This is a genomic window from Pseudoalteromonas sp. NZS11_1, assembly GCF_015864275.1.
Lineage (GTDB): Bacteria > Pseudomonadota > Gammaproteobacteria > Enterobacterales > Alteromonadaceae > Pseudoalteromonas > Pseudoalteromonas arctica.
In genome coordinates, this window is the sequence record NZ_JADYXK010000004.1 from 137975 (window position 1) to 157769 (window position 19795).

Sequence of the window (19795 nt, forward strand, 5' to 3'; positions counted from 1 at the left end):
ATTTCATTATTTATTTGTTTAATTAAAAAGAGCAAAGTATGGCACAAAAAATTGCACTTCTATTCCCAGGTCAAGGCTCGCAAAGCGTTGGTATGTTACAAGAACTACTAGAGAGTTCTGACATTGTTAAAGCAACATTTGCAGAAGCGTCAAATGCACTGGGTTACGACTTAGCAGAGCTAGTTCTTAATGGCCCAGAAGAAAAATTAAATCAAACCCACCGCACACAACCTGCATTACTAACTGCAAGTGTTGCTATTTACCGTGATTGGTTAGCAGCTAACCCTGATACAGACGTTGTTATGGCGGGTCACAGCTTAGGTGAATACTCAGCGTTAGTATGTAGCGATGTATTAAGCTTGAGCGAAGCCGTAAAGCTTGTTGAAAACCGTGGTTTATACATGCAAGAAGCCGTGCCAGCAGGCGTAGGTTCAATGGCTGCTATTATTGGCTTAGGCGATGAAGAAATTAAAGCGGCGTGTGCTGCCTCAGCGCAAGGTGAGGTTGTATCTCCAGTTAACTACAACTCTCCTGGTCAAGTTGTTATCGCAGGCCATAAAGCGGCAGTAGATAGAGCATCGCAAGCATGTAAAGATGCCGGTGCTAAACGTGCATTACCACTTTCTGTTAGCGTACCTTCACATTGTGAGTTAATGAAGCCAGCAGCTGACAAGCTAGCAGCAGACTTAGCCGCTTTAACATTTAATACACCTAAGTGTGATGTAATTAATAATGTTGATGTAAAAGCTGAAACGTCAGCTGATGCAATTAAAGACGCACTAGTACGTCAGCTTTATAGCCCAGTTCGCTGGACAGAAACAGTACAAGCCTTGGTTGCGCAAGATGTAACACAAAGCTACGAATTTGGTCCTGGTAAAGTATTAACAGGACTTGCTAAACGAATTGATAAAGCAATGATCTGTGGCTCAGTAAACGACGCCGCTTCAATTGATGCAGCTAAATAAGAGTATATAAAATGTCTAATTTATTTTCATTAGAGGGCAAAATTGTCCTAATTACTGGCGCCAGCCGTGGTATTGGTAAAGCAATTGCAACAACATTAGTTGCACAAGGTGCAAAAGTTGCAGGTACTGCGACAAGTGAGTCAGGCGCTGCTAAAATCAGTGAATACTTAGGTGACAATGGTAAAGGTTATGCATTAAACGTAACCGATCCTGCATCTATTGAAGCAACACTTGCTGCAATAAAAGCTGATTTAGGCGATATTGACGTACTTGTAAATAACGCAGGTATTACACGCGATAACTTATTAATGCGTATGAAAGAAACTGAGTGGGACGATATTATCGACACTAATTTAAGCTCAGTTTTCCGTTTATCTAAAGCAGTACTTCGTCCAATGATGAAGAAAAAGAAAGGCCGTATTATTAACATTGGTTCAGTAGTGGGTACTATGGGTAATGCAGGTCAAGCTAATTATGCAGCGGCTAAAGCGGGTGTAATTGGTTTTTCTAAATCACTTGCGCGCGAAGTTGCATCACGTGGTATTACCGTTAACGTAATCGCACCTGGTTTTATTCAAACAGACATGACTGATAATTTAACTGATGAGCAAAAAGCAGCTACGCTTGCAAATGTTCCAGCAGGGCGTTTAGGTCAACCAGACGAAATTGCTGCTGCAGTATGTTATTTAGCGTCTGACGCGGCTGCGTATGTATCAGGTGAAACTTTGCATGTAAATGGCGCGATGTACATGGTTTAATCGCCGTTGTACCTAGATTACTACTTAATAAAGTTAAGTAAGTTACCTCAAAAACATTGAATTATTTGTGAACTTGCTTTAAACATACTTGAAATCGCTGCGAAAATAAGCGATAAAAGACAAAACACACACTCAGAGGTTTGACCAGACAATTATTTATGGTCAAATCATTGAATCAGAGAATTATGCGGCGTAAACTACGCCGCAATCTGAAAATAACGCATTGGCGTTTTTAATAAAGGAAAGAAGAATGAGCGATATCCAAGAACGCGTAAAGAAAATTATCATTGAACAACTAGGTGTTAAAGAAGAAGAAGTTAAAAATGAATCTTCTTTCGTAGATGACCTAGGTGCAGATTCTCTTGATACTGTTGAACTAGTAATGGCTCTTGAAGAAGAGTTTGATACTGAGATCCCAGATGAAGAAGCTGAGAAGATCACTACAGTACAAACTGCTATCGATTACGTTACAGCACACGCTGAGTAATTAATCGCACGTTAAAGGCAGCATCCGCTGCCTTTAATTTTTTATATCCAAACCACCTCAAAGTTCGTGATTCAAAACTTAAATCTCTATGCTCAATTTTAGCTAAAAATTAATTTTGATTGTGTTATGCGTTTTTAATCTATTTTGGGACTAGCACTTTGAGGTAGCTTGGGTATGATCATCCCCTTGTAAAATATCCCTTATTGGAGGCAAACCGTGGCTAAACGTCGAGTCGTCGTAACTGGCTTAGGAATGTTGACGCCGCTAGGTAATGATGTTCAATCAACCTGGCAAGGCTTATTAGATGGTAAAAGTGGCATTCAAACAATAACGCACTTTGATACATCAAAATTTGGTACTAAATTCGCTGGTTTAATAAATGATTTTGATGCAACTGCATACATGTCAGCGAAAGATACTAAAAAAATGGACTTGTTTATTCAGTACGGCATTGCAGCGGGTGTTCAAGCCTTTAAAGATTCAGGCCTTGAAATCACTGAGCAAAACGCAGCACGCATTGGTGTAGCTGTAGGTTCAGGTATTGGTGGGCTTACGTTAATTGAAGAAAACCACATTAAGCTATTAAATAGTGGTCCGCGCAAGTTATCGCCATTTTATGTGCCGTCTACCATTATTAATATGATCTCAGGTCATTTATCAATGATGCATGGACTTCGTGGTCCAAATATTTCAATTGTAACTGCCTGTACTACTGGCTTGCATAATATTGGCCATGCAGCCCGCATGATTGCCTACGGTGATGCAGATGCAATGGTTGCTGGCGGTGCAGAAAAAGCGTGTACCCCAATTGGTATGGGTGGCTTTAATGCTGCGCGTGCACTTTCAACCCGCAATGACGATCCACAAGCGGCTTCTCGCCCTTGGGATAAAGACCGCGATGGCTTTGTGCTTTCTGACGGCGCTGGTGTTGTTGTAGTTGAAGAGTACGAACATGCTAAAGCACGTGGCGCTAAAATTTATGCTGAGCTAGTAGGCTTTGGTATGAGTGGCGATGCGTACCACATGACTTCACCACCAGAAGATGGTGCGGGCGCTGCACTTGCAATGCAAAACGCACTAAACGATGCGCAAGTAAACGCTGAGCAAATTGGTTACATTAACGCACACGGAACATCTACAAATGCAGGCGATAAAGCAGAAACTGCCGCTGTTAAGTCTATTTTTGGTAATGCAGCTAAAGATGTAATGGTAGGCTCGTCTAAATCGATGATGGGTCACTTGTTAGGTGCTGCAGGTTCAGTTGAATCGATTATTTCGATTTTATCACTGACAGATCAAAAAGTGTCGCCAACTATCAACCTTGATAACCCAGACGAAGGGTGTGACTTAGATTATATTGCTCACACTGCACGTGATGCAAAGTTAGACTTTGCACTGTGTAACTCGTTCGGTTTTGGTGGTACTAATGGCTCGTTGTTATTTAAAAAGGTATAATCTTTTTTAACAACGAATCAAATTATAAGAGCTCAGTTGTTTAACTGGGCTTTTTTTATATGCCAAACAAAATGCAAACAATAATAGCAGTAGATCAAAACAGCACTTTAAGCACGCGTGACAGGGGCTTAAATTACGGTGATGGCTTTTTTACAACCGCTAAGGTTGTTGATGGGCAAGTACAGTATTGGGCTCATCATAAAGCGCGTTTGATTGAATGCGCACAGCGCTTGGGTTTTCCTGAGTTAGACTTTAATAGCCTTGAAAATCAAATTGTTTTGCATATAAACGCTGCACCACTAAACGTGCTTAAAATACTTGTAACGCGAGGCGAAGGCGGGCGTGGTTATGGGCTGCCAAGTGAGTGTAATGTCACTATTTTATTGAGCGTGTTGGACTACCCTAGTAATTACGAAGCGCTTACTAAAAAGGGTGTAAATCTCGAAATAAGCCCGATTAAATTAGCGGCACAGCCTTATTTAGCGGGCCTTAAAACATTAAATCGACTTGAACAAGTGCTAATTAAAAAAGCGATGCAAACGCAAAACTGCGATGATGTGTTAGTGCTTGATTACAATAACAATGTAATTGAAGCTTCAGCAGCTAATATTTTTGCGATTAAAAATAAGTGTGTGTTTACGCCATTGCTTGATGAGTGCGGAATAAAGGGCGTTTATCTACAATCGTTATGTGATAAATTGCCTGTTGAATTTAAACGCGTGAAAGTAGAAGATTTAACCCAAGCAGACGCCGTATTTGTGTGTAATAGCTTAATGGGAGCAGTACCTGTTAAACGTATTGAGCAACAGGTATTTAATACAGACGACAGCCACGCATTACTAACTAGATTATTAGCCAAGGAGGCTGAGTGTTAAAAGTTATTTTATCGGTACTTTTTTTAGCTGTTATAACCACTGCTATTGGTTACCAGCAATTACAAGCAACAATAAATAGCCCGCTAAAAGTAGCGCAAAACACACAATTTGAAGTTAAGCATGGCACTGGCTTTAATAAGTTATGTCAGCAGTGGCAAGCTAATAACTGGGTGGAAGGCTGCTGGCGTTATCAAGTAATTGCCAAATTAGATCCCACACTTACCGACTTAAAAGCGGGCCTTTACGAGCTAACAGCCGATAGCGTTATCAACAACGTAAAAAAAATTAATCAAGGCCAGCAAATCAACTTTAGTTTTACCATAATCGAAGGGCAAAACTTACGTGAAGTACTAAGTGCTATTAAAAAAGCTGATAATTTACAAAACGATTTAAAAACTGACGAACTAAGTACTCAAATACTGGGTAATGACACGCACTTAGAAGGCTGGTTATTCCCCGACACTTACCATTATCATAATAACGATACTGCAAGCAGTGTATTAAAACGTGCAGCACAAAAAATGCAGCAAACGTTAGACGACGCTTGGCAGCAGCGCGCTGTTAATCTGCCCTACAAAACAGCATACGAAGCACTTATAATGGCTTCAATTATTGAAAAAGAAACAGGCCTTGCCAGCGAGCGTCCGTTAATTGCATCAGCGTTTGTTAATCGATTAAACACCAATATGCGCCTACAGACCGATCCAACCGTAATATACGGATTAGGCGCTGATTTTGATGGCGATATTAAACGCAAAGATTTACGCGATTATACGCCTTACAATACGTATCGTATTAATGGTTTACCGCCAACACCGATTGCAATGCCATCAAAAGCCGCTATTTTAGCTGCAGTTAATCCGCCACAAAGTGAATACGTTTACTTTGTATCAAAAGGCGATGGTAGCCACCAGTTTTCAACCACGTTAAAGCAGCATAACGCGGCAGTTAAAACGTATATATTAAATAAAAAGAATTAATTTTTATGAAATCAAAATTTATAGTAATAGAAGGGCTAGAAGGCGCAGGTAAATCAACCGCTATTTCGTTATGCCAAGACTTTTTAAACAAACAAAAAATAGACTTCATTAACGTCCGCGAACCTGGCGGTACACCATTGGCTGAATCGCTTCGTACGCTTGTAAAAGCAGAGCACGAAGAAGAAATTGCCTTTGAAACCGAGTTGCTTATTATGTACGCAGCACGCTCGCAATTAATGCACAATGTTATTACCCCTGCTCTTGATAAAGGCCAGTGGGTACTTGCCGATCGTCATGACTTATCGTCTCAGGCGTATCAAGGTGGGGGCCGTGGTATTAGCTCAAATACATTAGCTTCACTTTCGTCAATGGTATTAAAGGGCTTAAAGCCTGATTTAACTATTTACCTTGATATTGACCCAGTGATAGGCCTTGAGCGTGCAAAAGGGCGTGGTGAGCTTGACCGTATTGAACAAGAAGCTATTGAGTTTTTTCAGCGTACACGTATGCGTTATGTTGAACTTGCTAATGACGACAACACAATTAAAACGGTTGATGCAAACCAAAGTATTGATAAAGTACATCGCGATATAACCAATGTACTGCATTCATTTTTTGAAGGCCTAAAATAATATGCCATTGCCGTGGCTACATGATACTCAAGCACGTTTAGCGCAAAGTTATCGCGCAGAGCGTTTTCATCATGCGCAATTATTTTGTGGGCCTGTTGGCGTAGGTAAATTTGAGTTAAGTGATGAGCTTGGTAATGCTTTGTTATGCCAAAATATAGCTAAGCAGGTAGCTGCGCAAAACAGTATGCTAAAACCTTGCGGACAGTGTAAAAGCTGTTTACTTACTCTTGCGGGTACTCATCCCGACAAGCGTTTAACGCAAGTCGACGGGCAAAGCATAGGCGTAGATGATATACGCGGCATTAGTGATTTTATGAACCACTCAGCAGCGCAAAATGGTAATAAAGTAGCGATAATCGAAAATTGCGAAAAAATGACTACAGCCGCAGCAAATGCACTTTTAAAAACACTTGAAGAGCCAACTAATAGCCGTTTTTTAATATTAACTACAAGCCAACCAGCACAGCTCCCTGCAACTATTTTAAGTCGATGTGCTAAAAGTGACGTAAAAATAACAAATACAGCACTTGCTCAGCAATGGCTAGAAACATTAGATATCCCTAACTATAGTTGGCTAGCACTTTTTTATAACCAACCGCTGCAAGTAAAGCATTGGCAACAGCAAGACCAGCTAAAAAATATTGATACACTTTATAAGTTTGCAACTGAGTTTAAACAAAGCCATAATTTCAAAGCGTTAGTCGATATAATAAATAAACAGCCTGAGCTTGTTCGCATATTTACTTTATTTTTAAGCGTGCAACTAAAGCAGCAATTGCTGCAAGGTATGAGTTTTGACGCTTATCAAAGTGCGCAAAATGCATTAGGCGAGTTTTTACAAAATAACACACAAGTACTTGGCCTTAATTTACCGCTTGCTGTATCACGATTAGCATACACATTGCGAAATTCTTAAAAGGATTAATCATGCAAGAACTACTAGTAGACATAGACGATTTAGACGAGTTATACCGTTGTTATATGCCTTACTTAAAAAAAGGTGGCTTATTTGTACGTACGAATATGCGTTACGAAGCAGGGCATTCATTAGCGCTTAGAGTTACCTTGCCCGATGCCTTAGAAGATGACGTAGTAACCGGTAAAGTGTCGTGGATCACGCCACAAGGGGCACAAAGCTCTAACCCTCCAGGTATTGGTATTAGCTTTTTAGACGATAAAACAAACCTAAACGCTAAAATCGAAAAGCTCCTTGGGACTATGTTAAACTCAGGCGATCAAACATATACCATGTAGTTATAGGGTCGGTTTTTCATTGAGATTAACGCCGCTCTATATTGGGTTCTTTTAATTGCTAACATAATAAATTAAACGAACAAATTTAAACCCTGAACATAATACAGGCCTTATAGTGATTGTAGATTCTCATTGCCATTTAGATCGTCTTGATTTTGATAAATTAGACTTAAACCTTGACCAAGTTCTTGATAAAGCGCGTGCAAAGCAAATAGAGCACTTTTTATGTGTAAGCGTAACGCTTGATCAGTTTCCAAGCATGCTTGATAAAATTAAGCACTACGACGATGTATCAGCCTCATGTGGTGTACATCCACTTGATCAAAAAGACGCCCTTAATAAACAGCAACTAATCGACTTAGCCTCACACGAAAAAGTCGTCGCTATTGGCGAAACGGGTCTTGATTACTACTATTCAAAAGATACTCACGCAGTGCAGCAAGCAAGTTTTGTTGGGCATATTGAAGTAGCTAACGAATTACAAAAACCGTTAATTATTCATACTCGTGATGCCCGCGCCGACACCATTAATTTAATGCGTGAGCACAAGGCCGAAAACTGCGGTGGTGTACTACATTGCTTTACTGAAGACTGGGATATGGCTAAAAAAGCCATAGACATGGGCTTTTATATTTCTATTTCGGGCATTGTTACCTTTAAAAATGCAATTGAGCTAAAAGAAGTAGTAAAACAAATACCGCTCGATAGATTACTAATAGAAACCGACTCGCCTTATTTAGCGCCGGTACCGTATCGTGGGCAAACAAATCAGCCAGCGTACGTAGAAGACGTTGCTTATTACATTAGCGAACTTAAAGGCATTAGCTTTAATGAACTGGCTAAAGCGACTACCGAGAACTTTTATTCTTTATTTAAATTAGCAGCTAAAGGCTAAATACATGATTACTCACACGGCAAACCTTCCTATTTTACTAATGGGGCCAATGGTGCGCCGTGCAGAGCAAACTGGAGTCTGTATTCAGTTTGCTACCTCCAAGCCTGCAAACTGCCAAATAAACTTATTAAATGTTGAGTGTTATAGCGATCAACACACTGTTTCTTTAGGGGAGCATTTGTATCTGCATTTCGTTATTATAAAGCCAATAAATAACAAACTCCCTGTCGATAGCTTATTAAGCTATGAACTTGTAATTGATGATATAGCAGTCGATTTATCGCCTTGGTGCTATAACAATCAAACAGCGCCTGCATTTGTAATTCCTAATAAACTGAGTGATATTTTGCATGGCTCGTGCCGTAATGCACATCATCCAGCAAAAGACAGCTTAGTGTCTGCAAGTCACTGGCAAAACACTCAGCGCAGTAATAATAACCAAGGCGCACAATTGTTATTACTGAGCGGTGATCAGGTTTATGCCGATGACGTAGCAGGGCCCATGTTATTAGCTGTTCATCAGTTAATTAAAGCCTTAGGTATTTATAAAGAGCAACCACTTGCCATTGAGCTACCTGCCGACATAAATGAGCAACTTTATAATCGCCATTTGTTCTTACCAAAAACGCCTTGGCAAAAACGCTCAAAGTTAGGTGTTGGTTACTGGCTAAAAAATGACGAACCTCACTTTTCAAGTGTAAAAGCCTACAATCACCTTATCCATTTTGAAGAATACATAGCACTTTATTTATTAAATTTTAGTGCTGCTGCTTGGCAATGCGTTGATATACAAAACACAACGTATTTAGGTCAAAGCGAGCAAAACAAAACTATTTTTAACGCTGAAAAAACAGCACTGATTGATTATGCAAAAGGCTTAAGTGAAGTAGAGCGGTTGTTTGCCAATGTATCTACATTAATGATGTTTGACGATCATGATGTAACTGATGATTGGAATCTCACCGCTGGGTGGGAGCAAGCTATAAATGAAAATCCAAGTAGTAAACAAATCGTTAATAACGGCTTAATTAGTTATTGGCTTTTTCAGGGAATGGGGAACGATGCACTAAATAAAACAGGCGAGCTACTAACACCTTTTAAGCAAAGCCGTACTGCTAATAATTTATGGCAGTTTAAAGCATTTGATAAGCCACTAAACGATTTTAGTTTTTGGCATTATGAGTTAACTACAACCCCAAAAGTAGTAGTGCTAGATACGCGTACGCACCGATGGCGAAATGAGCAAAACTTTAATGAGCCTTCAGGTTTACTTGATTGGGAACGCCTCACAGAGCTTGAAGAAAGCCTATTAAGCCACGACCAAGTTATTATTGTATCGCCAGCCCCTGTGTTTGGTGTTAAATCAATAGAAGCTATTCAAGCCATGTTTAACATATGTGGCCAACCACTCATGGTTGACGTAGAAAACTGGATGGCGCACGAAGGCTCAGCCAAAAAGCTACTCGATACTTTTAGACGAACCGACACCCCAAACGAAACCCTTATTTTATCGGGAGACGTGCATTACTCATTTTGCTTTTCGGTGCAAAAGCGTTTTGGCGATCACCACAACCGAATTTGGCAACTTACCGCCAGCGGTATTAAAAACGAGTTCCCACGTAAATTAATAAACGTACTCGATAAACTAGATTCAATTTTATACGGCCCAAAAAGTCCCTTAAACTTTTTTACTAAACGCTGGCATATGGAAGTAGATAAACACCAAACTAAAGGTGAAGGGCAAAAATACTTAGTAAGCGACTCAGCTATTAGTTTAATAACACTAGAGCAAGGAAATTTAGCCCGCTATCAACTCATACATGGTGAAGGGCATTTAACTGAGTTTGATTTAGAAGAACAGTAAGTTGCTCATCTACAAGTCAATTGTAGATGAGCACTCTTGGTAAGGCGTTTGAAAAAGTAAGAAGTAGTACTGTTTACAGAAAATACTGCAAATAAAAATGCCCAAAGGCTTATATAAACCTCTGGGCTATAAAGTGACTCTAAATTGAGTCTAGCGTTAACTAAAAACTTTCTGGTTCGTTAGGGAGAAGAAGAAAGTACTTAAAACTATAGTAAAGCTGTTCAATAAAGCATAACTAATTTTGCCATCTGGTTACATTTGATAACAAAGGATTAGATTAATTATGCGTAATTTGTACTTTAGTTTAACCCCAGCTTATTAACTGCGTATTTTGTACTAGATCGCGTGGTAGAGAGTTTTTGATCTTGTTTTTTTGCCATTTCCCGAGCCCAATAGGGCAACCACACAGTGTTAATACTACTTCACCTATTGTTTGAGTTTCTTCAGTTAAGCGTATATCTTTACCTTGAAAATAATCATTTGCTTGCTCATTATTTAAAGCAAATACATTGGTTTTACACTCATTGCCAAACACGGTTGCATACTCATGGGTTAGCCTTACGCCATTTTTATGAATAATGCCAATTTGAATACCCAAACGTGCGTACTTAATTTTATTTTGTACGGCTTCAAACCCTTCAGGGAACAACCACAGTTCTTTATCGCGCTGCATTAAACTACCTGGCAAGGTAGTTAACCCAAAGTGCTTTTTAAGCGATTGCATAAACGCGGTACTTTGTTTTTTATCAAACTCGTTAAACGGGAATGCACCTTTTTTAACTGTTTGATTTGGGTTGTTGCAACTTGTGTGCTTTTTAAATTTAGCGATAAAAAAGCCTTCGCTATCGAATGTTTGCGGCCATACATGCAAATAGCCCTCATTAGTTGTGGCTTTGCTTGCACCTTCAAATAAATCACTGAGTGACTCAGGCGCTATATAGTCGCCAAATTCACTGAGTAAATAATCGCATACTTGTTGGTTTTCGAGTGGCGTAAGTGTGCAGGTTGAATACACTAAGGTGCCACCTGGTTTTAATGCATAAAATGCGCTTCTAATTAAATCTTTTTGTACTTGGGCTATTTGAATGTTTGATTCTATTGACCAATTTTTTAGTGCGTCGGCGTCTTTTCGTACAGTGCCTTCGCCAGAGCAGGGCGCGTCTAGCAATATACTGTCAAAGCATTCAAACATGTAGTTGCCAAATATAACGCCATCAAAGTGTGAAAGCGCACAGTTACCAACCCCCATACGTTTGAGTGTTGCGCTAAGTACTTTTAGGCGCGATGACGAAAGCTCGTTTGCAACAAGCACACCTTGGTTATCCATAAGCGCAGCTAGTTGTGATGTTTTAGAGCCCGGTGCTGATGCCATATCAAGCACGAAATTATTTTGAGAGTCTGCGAGTTCAATACTTTGCTTTAATGCGATAGGGGGCAGCATTGAACTTGCTTCTTGTACGTACATAGCACCGCTTAGGTGTAAGTCGGTATTACCTAGGGCTAGGTTTTGTTCTTCATCGTTTGGGCGCTCTAACCAAAAGCCTTCACTGCACCAAGGGATAGGTGTTAGTAGCCATTTTTTTTCAGCTGCACGTTTTACAAATTCTTCAATGCTAATTTTTAATGTATTAACGCGGATAGATTTTCTGAGTGGCCTACGACACGCATTTAAAAAGTCATCTAAGTTTAGATGCGCTGGTAAATAGGTTTTTACGTCATCAATAAAGTGCTCAGGAATAAAAGTGTTGGCGTTCACGCGTTAGCTCATACTATAAAAATAAAGCGCGATAATAGCATTTATGCGAGGTGTTTTCAGCGCTAAAAAGCGTAACACCTGATTTATTACGCTGTCGACACTTCACTGTTTTAGTCCATTTTAAAGCCATTTTTATGCGACTTTAGGTTAATAGTGTCGACAATGGGTGTGTTTCTTAGCCATTTTGATAGGTTTAAGGGTTGACATGATTTTTTAATAAGCCCATAGTAACCACATTAATTGTCGACAATCTAAAAAATAACTTATGACACACACATTTTTAAACGAAGCGCCTATAACTACCGCATCAGATCAAGTATTTGTAGATATGCGCCGTGAGATTGTTGAAGGCAGTATAGTTCAAGGCAGTAAAATATCAGAGCCTGAGCTTGCCAAACGTTATGGTGTAAGCCGTGCAACGCTAAGAGAGGCGTTAAATCGCCTAGAAAGTTGCTACCTTGTTGAGCGTAAAGCTAACGTAGGTTGCCGAGTAGTTGCCCTTACTGCTGAGCGTTTGATTGAAGTTTACCAAGTTCGTAGTTCGCTTGAAGGCTTGGCATGTAGGCTTGCTGCCGACAATATGGAACCCGAGGAAGTAAAAAGCTTAAAGCAATTACTTAATCAGCACCTACAAACACAACGTGTTAAAGAGGGCGAGTCTTATTATCAAGAAGCCGGCGATTTAGATTTTCATTACCGTATTATTCAAGGCAGTAAAAACGCGCATTTAATTCATTTACTGTGTAATGAGCTTTATCAACTAATACGCATGTACCGTGTACAAATGGGCATGGTGGGGCCGCGTGTATCAAAAGCGTTTGATGAGCATTTAGCGATTATTAACGCCATTGAAAACCACGACGGCGAACTGGCTGAAATGCTTATGAAGCGCCATATAAGCGCATCGCAAGCAAATATCCAAACCAAATTTGATTTATTAGCTAAGCAAAAAGCATAAGCTGTTAAAAGTTAAAAGTTAAAAGTTAAAAGTTAAAAGCTAAAAGCTAGCAAAAGCAGTTAAACAGTCATAATTACAGATTAAAACTATAAGTTACTCCACGTAGCAACCGTTCAAAGTGAGGAGAAAGTAATGTCAGCAGGATTAAAATTTAAACACGCTATTGCCAATAACCGCCCGTTACAAGTAGTAGGTACTATTAATGCCTACACAGCGATGATGGCTGAAAAAATGGGTCACCAAGCTATTTACCTCTCAGGTGCCGGTGTTGCAAACGCCTCGTTTGGTATGCCTGATTTGGGTATGACAAGCCTTGATAACGTGCTTGAAGATATTCGTCGTATTACGGGTGCGAGCGATTTACCACTACTTGTTGATGCCGATACCGGTTGGGGTGGGGCATTTAATATTGCACGCACAGTAAAAGAAATGACTAAAGCGGGTGCGGCGGGTTTTCATATAGAAGACCAAGTAGCGCAAAAGCGCTGTGGTCATCGCCCTAATAAAGAAATTGTAAGCCAAGGTGAAATGGTTGACCGCATTAAAGCGGCGGTTGATGCAAAAACCGATAGCGATTTTTATATTATGGCCCGTACCGATGCATTTCAAAAAGAAGGTTTAAACGCCGCGATAGACCGTGCAGCTGCCTGTGTTGAAGCTGGTGCAGACGCTATTTTTGCAGAAGCCGTACACGACCTTGCTGATTACCAAGCATTTGCAAAGGCGATTAACGTTCCAATTTTGGCAAACATTACTGAGTTTGGCCAAACACCTATTTACACAAAAGAGCAGCTAAGTGATGTAGGTGTTGAAATGGTGCTTTACCCACTAAGTGCATTTAGAGCCATGAACAAAGCAGCACTAAACGTGTATTCAGCAATTTTAAATGAAGGCTCACAACAAAGCCAAATTGAAAATATGCAAACGCGTTCTGAGCTTTACGACTTTTTAGATTACCACACGTACGAGAACACACTCGACACCCTTTTTTCATCAAAATCTGACAAATAATAATTATTAAAAAATAAAATCACACACAAATTTAAGATAGGAGAAGATCATGGTAGATAAAGCATTAGGCGGCGCGGGTTTACGCGGACAAGTGGCTGGTCAAACAGCATTGTGTACTGTTGGACAAAGTGGTTCTGGTTTAACGTATTGTGGTTACGATATTAGCGAACTTGCCGAAAAAGCGCAGTTTGAAGAAGTGTCTTTTTTACTTTCACGCGGTGAGTTACCTACAACCAGTGAACTGGCTGAGTATAAAGCTAAACTTAAAAGCTTACGCGGCTTACCAGATGCACTTAGAACCGTGCTTGAAAATATTCCTAAAGACGCGCATCCAATGGATGTAATGCGCACGGGCTGCTCAATGTTGGGTAACCTTGAAATGGAGCTTGATTTTAACCAAGCCAATGATGCAATCGACCGTATGGTTGCTGTGTTCCCAAGTATTATTTGTTACTGGTACCGCTTTACACACGATGGCGTACGCATTGAAACACAAACTGATGACGACTCTGTTGGCGCACATTTTTTAACACTGTTACATGACAAAGCACCTAGTGATTTATTTGCACAAGTGATGAATGTATCACTAATTTTATACGCAGAGCATGAGTTTAATGCTTCTACATTTGCGGGTCGTGTGTGTGCATCAACGCTTTCTGATATTCACTCTTGTGTAACAGGTGCGATTGGTACGCTGCGTGGCCCACTTCATGGTGGTGCTAACGAAGCAGCTATGGATATGATTCAAGGTTTTACAAGTGCTGAGCATGCTGAGAAAGAAATTATGGGCATGCTTGAACGTAAAGACAAAATAATGGGCTTTGGTCACGCGATTTATCGCGAGTCTGATCCACGCAATGTAATTATTAAAAAATGGTCTGAAAAACTAGCGGCAGAGGTAGGCGATACCGTGCTTTACCCTGTGTCTGTTCGTTGTGAAGAGATTATGTGGCGCGAGAAAAAACTGTTTTGTAATGCCGATTTTTTCCATGCATCTGCTTATCACTTTATGGATATTCCGACTAAATTATTTACGCCTATATTTGTAATGAGCCGTGTTACTGGTTGGACTGCGCATGTAAAAGAGCAACGCGCTAACAACCGTATTATCCGCCCAAGTGCCGATTACACAGGCCCTGATGCACGTAGTTACACACCAATAGAGTCACGTTAAAAATGAGTGAGCACGCATGTGCTCACTTTTTTATTGCACATAGCCACTAGCGAGCAGTTTTTCTCAAACTTTTCATTAAATACGCTAGCTGTGAGCAAACACCGTCACCAAATTAGCGAACCCTTACCATGACCATAATTAATAACACCCAATACCGTAAACCCTTACCAGGCTCAAATGTCGACTACTACGATACGCAAGAAGCCGTAGATGCAATTAAGCCAGGTGCATACGCCACGCTACCTTATTCATCACGTGTATTTGCCGAAAACCTAGTACGCCGATGCGACCCTGCCATGTTAACCGATGCACTTAATCAGCTAATTGAGCGCAAACAAGACTTGGATTTCCCGTGGTATCCGGCGCGCGTAGTATGCCACGATATTTTAGGGCAAACAGCGCTTGTTGATTTAGCAGGTTTGCGTGATGCAATTGCAGCTAAAGGCGGCGACCCCGCAAAAGTGAATCCGGTAGTACCTACGCAGCTAATTGTTGATCATTCGTTAGCGGTAGAGCATGCCGGTTTTGATCCTGACGCATTTGAAAAAAATCGCGCCATTGAAGACAGACGAAATGACGACCGTTTTCACTTTATAAACTGGACAAAAACTGCGTTTAAAAATATTGACGTTATTCCACCGGGTAACGGAATTATGCATCAAATTAATCTTGAAAAAATGTCGCCGGTTATTCAAAATCGAGATGGCATTGCATTTCCCGATACCTTAGTTGGTACCGACAGCCACACGCCACATGTCGATGCGCTGGGCGTTATTGCTGTGGGTGTAGGTGGGCTTGAAGCTGAAAGCGTAATGCTTGGCCGTGCTTCTTATATTCGCTTACCTGATATTGTTGGTGTTGAGCTAACAGGTAAGCGCCAACCCGGTATTACCGCTACCGATATTGTGTTGGCTATTACTGAATTCTTACGTGAGCAACGTGTTGTTTCTACTTATTTAGAGTTTTACGGTGAAGGTGCCGACGCGCTTACTCTTGGCGACAGAGCAACCATTTCGAACATGACGCCTGAATTTGGCGCAACTGCAGCCATGTTTTATATTGATGATAAAACAATAGATTACTTACGTTTAACAGGCCGTGAAGAAGAACAAATTGCCCTTGTAGAAAACTACGCAAAAACAGCAGGCCTTTGGAGCGATAGCTTAAAAACCGCAAAATATGAGCGTGTGCTTAAGTTTGATTTATCAAGCGTGGGGCGCAATATTGCGGGTCCATCTAATCCACACCGCCGCGTATCGACAAGCGATTTAGCTAAAGAAGGTATTTCGGGTGTTGTTGAAAATGAAGAAGGCTTAATGCCAGACGGCGCATGTATTATTGCCGCGATTACTAGCTGTACTAATACTAGTAATCCACGCAATGTAATTGCCGCTGCACTCCTTGCCCGTAACGCAAATGCTAAGGGTTTAATGCGCAAACCTTGGGTTAAAACCTCATTAGCACCAGGCTCAAAAGCAGTGCAATCATACCTTGAAGATGCAAACCTACTAACAGAGCTTGAGCAACTTGGCTTTGGCATTGTTGGTTTTGCGTGTACTACCTGTAATGGTATGAGCGGGGCGCTTGACCCTGTTATTCAAAAAGAAGTAATTGATCGCGATTTATACACTACAGCGGTGCTTTCGGGCAATCGTAACTTTGATGGACGAATTCACCCTTATGCTAAGCAAGCATTTTTAGCGTCACCTCCTTTAGTTGTTGCGTACGCCATTGCAGGTACTATTCGCTTTGATATTGAAAAAGGGATACTAGGGCAAGATCAACAAGGCAACGATATTACGCTTAAAGATTTATGGCCGTCTGACGAAGAGATTGATGCAGTAATTAAGCAAAGCGTTAAGCCAGAGCAATTTAGAAAAGTGTACGAGCCAATGTTTAATTTAACCGTAGATTACGGTGAAGATAACGACCCACTTTACTACTGGCGCCCAGAAAGTACGTACATTCGTCGCCCTCCTTATTGGGAAGGTGCACTTGCGGGTGAGCGCACAATGACCGGTATGCGTGCGCTTGCTGTACTTGGCGATAACATTACAACGGATCATTTATCGCCATCAAACGCAATTATGGCAAGCAGCGCTGCTGGCGAATACCTGACCAAAATGAACGTCCCAGAGGAAGACTACAACTCGTACGCAACGCACCGGGGCGATCATTTAACAGCGCAGCGCGCAACCTTTGCCAATCCAAAACTACTTAATGAAATGGTACTGGATGAAAACGGCAACGTTAAACAAGGTTCTTACGCACGCTTAGAACCACAAGGCACTAATACCCGTATGTGGGAAGCAATCGAAGCCTACATGGAGCGTAAACAACCGCTTATTATTGTAGCCGGTGCCGATTACGGCCAAGGTTCGTCGCGCGATTGGGCTGCAAAAGGCGTAAGACTTGCAGGCGTTGAAGTAATAGCAGCTGAGGGCTTTGAGCGTATTCACCGCACTAACCTAATTGGTATGGGTGTTTTACCGCTTGAGTTTAAAGCAGGCACAACGCGTAAAACTCTACAGCTGGATGGCAGCGAAACGTACGATGTAGCAGGCGATTTAAAACCAGGTGCCACCGTTAATTTAAGTATTACTCGTAAAGACGGTGAAGTACTCACTGTGCCTATGAAGTGCCGTATCGATACCCAAGAAGAGCTTTCTATTTACGCGGCTGGTGGTGTGTTACAACGCTTTGCACAAGACTTTTTAGAAGCAGCACAATCTGCATAAGGGCAAGCATTATGTTTAAACCGCAAATTAAAGTGCCTGCAACCTATATGCGTGGCGGCACCAGTAAAGGTGTGTTTTTTAATTTAACTGATTTGCCAAAGCCTGCTCAAGTAGCAGGCGAGGCGCGGGATAATTTATTACTGCGTGTTATTGGCAGCCCCGATCCGTATGCTAAGCAAACGGATGGCATGGGTGGTGCTACATCAAGTACCAGTAAAACTGTAATTTTAAGTAAAAGTGAGCAAACTGACCACGATGTAGATTATTTATTTGGTCAAGTGGCGATAGATAAACCTTTTGTAGATTGGAGCGGTAACTGCGGTAACTTAACCTCAGCAGTGGGTGCTTTTGCCATTAGTAATGGTTTGGTCGATAAAAGCAGAGTACCCGATAACGGTGTTGCTATCGTGCGTGTGTGGCAGGCTAATATTAAAAAAAGCATATTAGTGCATGTCCCCATGACAAATGGCGAAGTACAAGAAACCGGCGACTTTGAGCTCGATGGCGTTACATTTGCAGCAGCTGAAGTAAAACTTGAATTTATTGACCCCGCTGATGGCGATGGCGCGTTATTTCCAACTGGTAATGTAGTTGATGATTTAGAAGTACCGGGTGTTGGTACTTTAAAAGCAACAATGATAAATGCAGGTATTCCTACCATATTTATTAACGCCACTGATATTGGTTATACCGGCACAGAGCTGCAAGACGATATAAATAACGATGTTGCAGCGCTTGAAAAGCTTGAAACCATTCGTGCTTATGGCGCTGTTAAAATGGGTTTAATCACTAACATTAGTGAAGCGCAAGCTCGCCAACATACGCCTAAGGTTGCGTTTGTTGCAGCGCCTTTAGATTATACAGCGTCTAGCGGTAAGCTTATTGAGGCTGCAAATATTAACTTACTCGTGCGCGCTATGTCGATGGGTAAGCTGCATCATGCCATGATGGGCACAGCTGCGGTTGCTATTGGCACTGCTGCCGCGATTGAAGGCACACTCGTTAATATAGCCGCAGGTGGCGGTGTATTGAGTGAAGTTAACTTTGGTCACCCGTCAGGTACGCTAAAAGTAGGTGCTGAAGCTAAAAATAATGCAGGCAACTGGCTAGTTACCAAAGCAAGTATGAGCCGAAGTGCACGGGTATTAATGGAAGGGGTTGTAAGAGTCCCTCAGTAGTTCCTCATTAATAACTATCGTACAGCCATCGCATAAGTATTGTGATTAATTTACAGCATCAAAATACTTATGCGCTTTGTGCTTTCATTATTGTCATAATTAATAACAAAACAGCACTAACTCATAGTGCCTGAATCAAGGTAGCTGCCGATCCCGAGTGTAAACATCCATATCCCCCATAAACTATGCTCAATAACACACACGACGGTTGAGCGGCTTTGTGCATAGGTATAGGCAAACAGTAAGCCACCTAAAAATGCTAAACCTACTGCAAACCAATTTGCATACACAATATGCGCTAACGCAAATACACTCGCACTAACTACAATACGCACTGCTTTTTGGGGCATGATGCGTTTATAACGATGAAAAAAATACGTTCTGAATATTAACTCTTGAGGAATAACCGACAGTATTGGGTAGAGTAGCAACAGTAAAAGCCAATCATTAAACGAGTTGCGGGGAAGGGTAAACCAGTTGCCCTGATGAATAATCCCGTAAAACATACCTGAGAACAGTGCACCTAAAAAAAAGAAGCTAAACACACGTTTTTTAACAGCAGAAAATTGCCCAAGGCTTGTAAGCCTAAAACGTTTAAAGTGGGGATCGCCCAGTAGCAACATACAACACACGCTCATTAAAATAATAAGCGCAGGAATAAGCCAGTTAGCTAAATACTCGCGTAATACAAAACCCAATAAGGGTAGTAACACAAAAATGAGGGTAAATTCAAACCAGCGATATTGATTGGCGTTCAAGGTCGTCTCAACTTGTTTTTTTAATAAACTATCAAGCTAAGACGACATTTTTATGAC

General features: G+C 41.0%; 18 protein-coding genes. 16 read left to right on the top strand and 2 right to left on the bottom strand.

Annotated elements, in window-relative coordinates:
* Nucleotides 1-38 precede the first annotated feature (38 nt).
* The 11 genes from fabD (at nt 39) to I6F44_RS05480 (ending at nt 10165) form a co-directional block, all read left to right on the top strand.
* The gene (fabD, locus tag I6F44_RS05430) at nt 39-965 is read left to right on the top strand and encodes an ACP S-malonyltransferase (protein ID WP_121954230.1); all 927 of its coding nucleotides are present in this window, start codon (nt 39-41) and stop codon (nt 963-965) included.
* An 11-nt stretch (nt 966-976) separates the two neighbouring features.
* Nucleotides 977-1723: a 3-oxoacyl-ACP reductase FabG gene (gene fabG / locus I6F44_RS05435; protein WP_007585730.1), complete on the top strand. Its 747-nt coding sequence runs from the start codon at nt 977-979 to the stop codon at nt 1721-1723.
* A 250-nt stretch (nt 1724-1973) separates the two neighbouring features.
* Complete coding sequence (acpP, locus tag I6F44_RS05440; protein ID WP_002962377.1) at nt 1974-2210, top strand: acyl carrier protein; 237 nt, start codon at nt 1974-1976, stop codon at nt 2208-2210.
* Nucleotides 2211-2426: 216 nt separating this feature from the next.
* Entirely contained in the window at nt 2427-3665 is a 1239-nt protein-coding gene (gene fabF / locus I6F44_RS05445) for a beta-ketoacyl-ACP synthase II (protein WP_007585731.1), read from the top strand.
* Nucleotides 3666-3724: 59 nt separating this feature from the next.
* Nucleotides 3725-4540: an aminodeoxychorismate lyase gene (gene pabC / locus I6F44_RS05450; RefSeq protein WP_121954229.1), complete on the top strand. Its 816-nt coding sequence runs from the start codon at nt 3725-3727 to the stop codon at nt 4538-4540.
* On the top strand, nt 4534-5520 hold the full coding sequence (mltG, locus tag I6F44_RS05455; RefSeq protein WP_121954228.1) for an endolytic transglycosylase MltG: 987 nt from the start codon (nt 4534-4536) through the stop codon (nt 5518-5520). The genes pabC and mltG overlap by 7 nt, the downstream gene beginning before the upstream one ends.
* Nucleotides 5521-5525: 5 nt before the next feature.
* Nucleotides 5526-6152: a dTMP kinase gene (gene tmk, locus I6F44_RS05460; RefSeq protein WP_007585737.1), complete on the top strand. Its 627-nt coding sequence runs from the start codon at nt 5526-5528 to the stop codon at nt 6150-6152.
* 1 nt (nt 6153) lies between these two features.
* Nucleotides 6154-7068 (top strand): DNA polymerase III subunit, encoded by a 915-nt coding sequence (locus tag I6F44_RS05465; RefSeq protein WP_121954227.1) that lies wholly within the window; start codon nt 6154-6156, stop codon nt 7066-7068.
* Nucleotides 7069-7079: 11 nt separating this feature from the next.
* Entirely contained in the window at nt 7080-7406 is a 327-nt protein-coding gene (locus I6F44_RS05470; protein WP_002962367.1) for a PilZ domain-containing protein, read from the top strand.
* A gap of 115 nt (nt 7407-7521) precedes the next feature.
* The gene (locus I6F44_RS05475) at nt 7522-8301 is read left to right on the top strand and encodes a TatD family hydrolase (RefSeq protein ID WP_007585741.1); all 780 of its coding nucleotides are present in this window, start codon (nt 7522-7524) and stop codon (nt 8299-8301) included.
* A 4-nt stretch (nt 8302-8305) separates the two neighbouring features.
* Complete coding sequence (locus I6F44_RS05480; RefSeq protein ID WP_121954226.1) at nt 8306-10165, top strand: alkaline phosphatase D family protein; 1860 nt, start codon at nt 8306-8308, stop codon at nt 10163-10165.
* A 304-nt stretch (nt 10166-10469) separates the two neighbouring features.
* On the opposite strand, the gene rsmF is transcribed toward I6F44_RS05480, so the two are convergent.
* Nucleotides 10470-11921 (bottom strand): 16S rRNA (cytosine(1407)-C(5))-methyltransferase RsmF, encoded by a 1452-nt coding sequence (rsmF, locus tag I6F44_RS05485; RefSeq protein WP_121954225.1) that lies wholly within the window; start codon nt 11919-11921, stop codon nt 10470-10472.
* Nucleotides 11922-12186: 265 nt separating this feature from the next.
* Here rsmF and I6F44_RS05490 point away from each other — a divergent pair, with 265 nt between their 5' ends.
* From I6F44_RS05490 to prpF, 5 genes are all read left to right on the top strand, one after another.
* Nucleotides 12187-12879: a GntR family transcriptional regulator gene (locus tag I6F44_RS05490; protein ID WP_121954224.1), complete on the top strand. Its 693-nt coding sequence runs from the start codon at nt 12187-12189 to the stop codon at nt 12877-12879.
* Between the two features lie 132 nt (nt 12880-13011).
* Complete coding sequence (gene prpB / locus I6F44_RS05495; RefSeq protein WP_002962361.1) at nt 13012-13890, top strand: methylisocitrate lyase; 879 nt, start codon at nt 13012-13014, stop codon at nt 13888-13890.
* 49 nt (nt 13891-13939) lie between these two features.
* Entirely contained in the window at nt 13940-15064 is a 1125-nt protein-coding gene (prpC, locus tag I6F44_RS05500; RefSeq protein ID WP_121954223.1) for a bifunctional 2-methylcitrate synthase/citrate synthase, read from the top strand.
* A 128-nt stretch (nt 15065-15192) separates the two neighbouring features.
* Entirely contained in the window at nt 15193-17802 is a 2610-nt protein-coding gene (gene acnD, locus I6F44_RS05505; protein WP_121954222.1) for a Fe/S-dependent 2-methylisocitrate dehydratase AcnD, read from the top strand.
* An 11-nt stretch (nt 17803-17813) separates the two neighbouring features.
* Entirely contained in the window at nt 17814-18980 is a 1167-nt protein-coding gene (prpF, locus tag I6F44_RS05510) for a 2-methylaconitate cis-trans isomerase PrpF (protein WP_121954221.1), read from the top strand.
* Between the two features lie 116 nt (nt 18981-19096).
* Here the strand turns inward: prpF and I6F44_RS05515 are convergent, their stop codons facing one another.
* Nucleotides 19097-19738, bottom strand: coding sequence for a CPBP family intramembrane glutamic endopeptidase (locus I6F44_RS05515; RefSeq protein ID WP_121954220.1), 642 nt, complete (start codon nt 19736-19738; stop codon nt 19097-19099).
* Nucleotides 19739-19795: the final 57 nt, after the last annotated feature.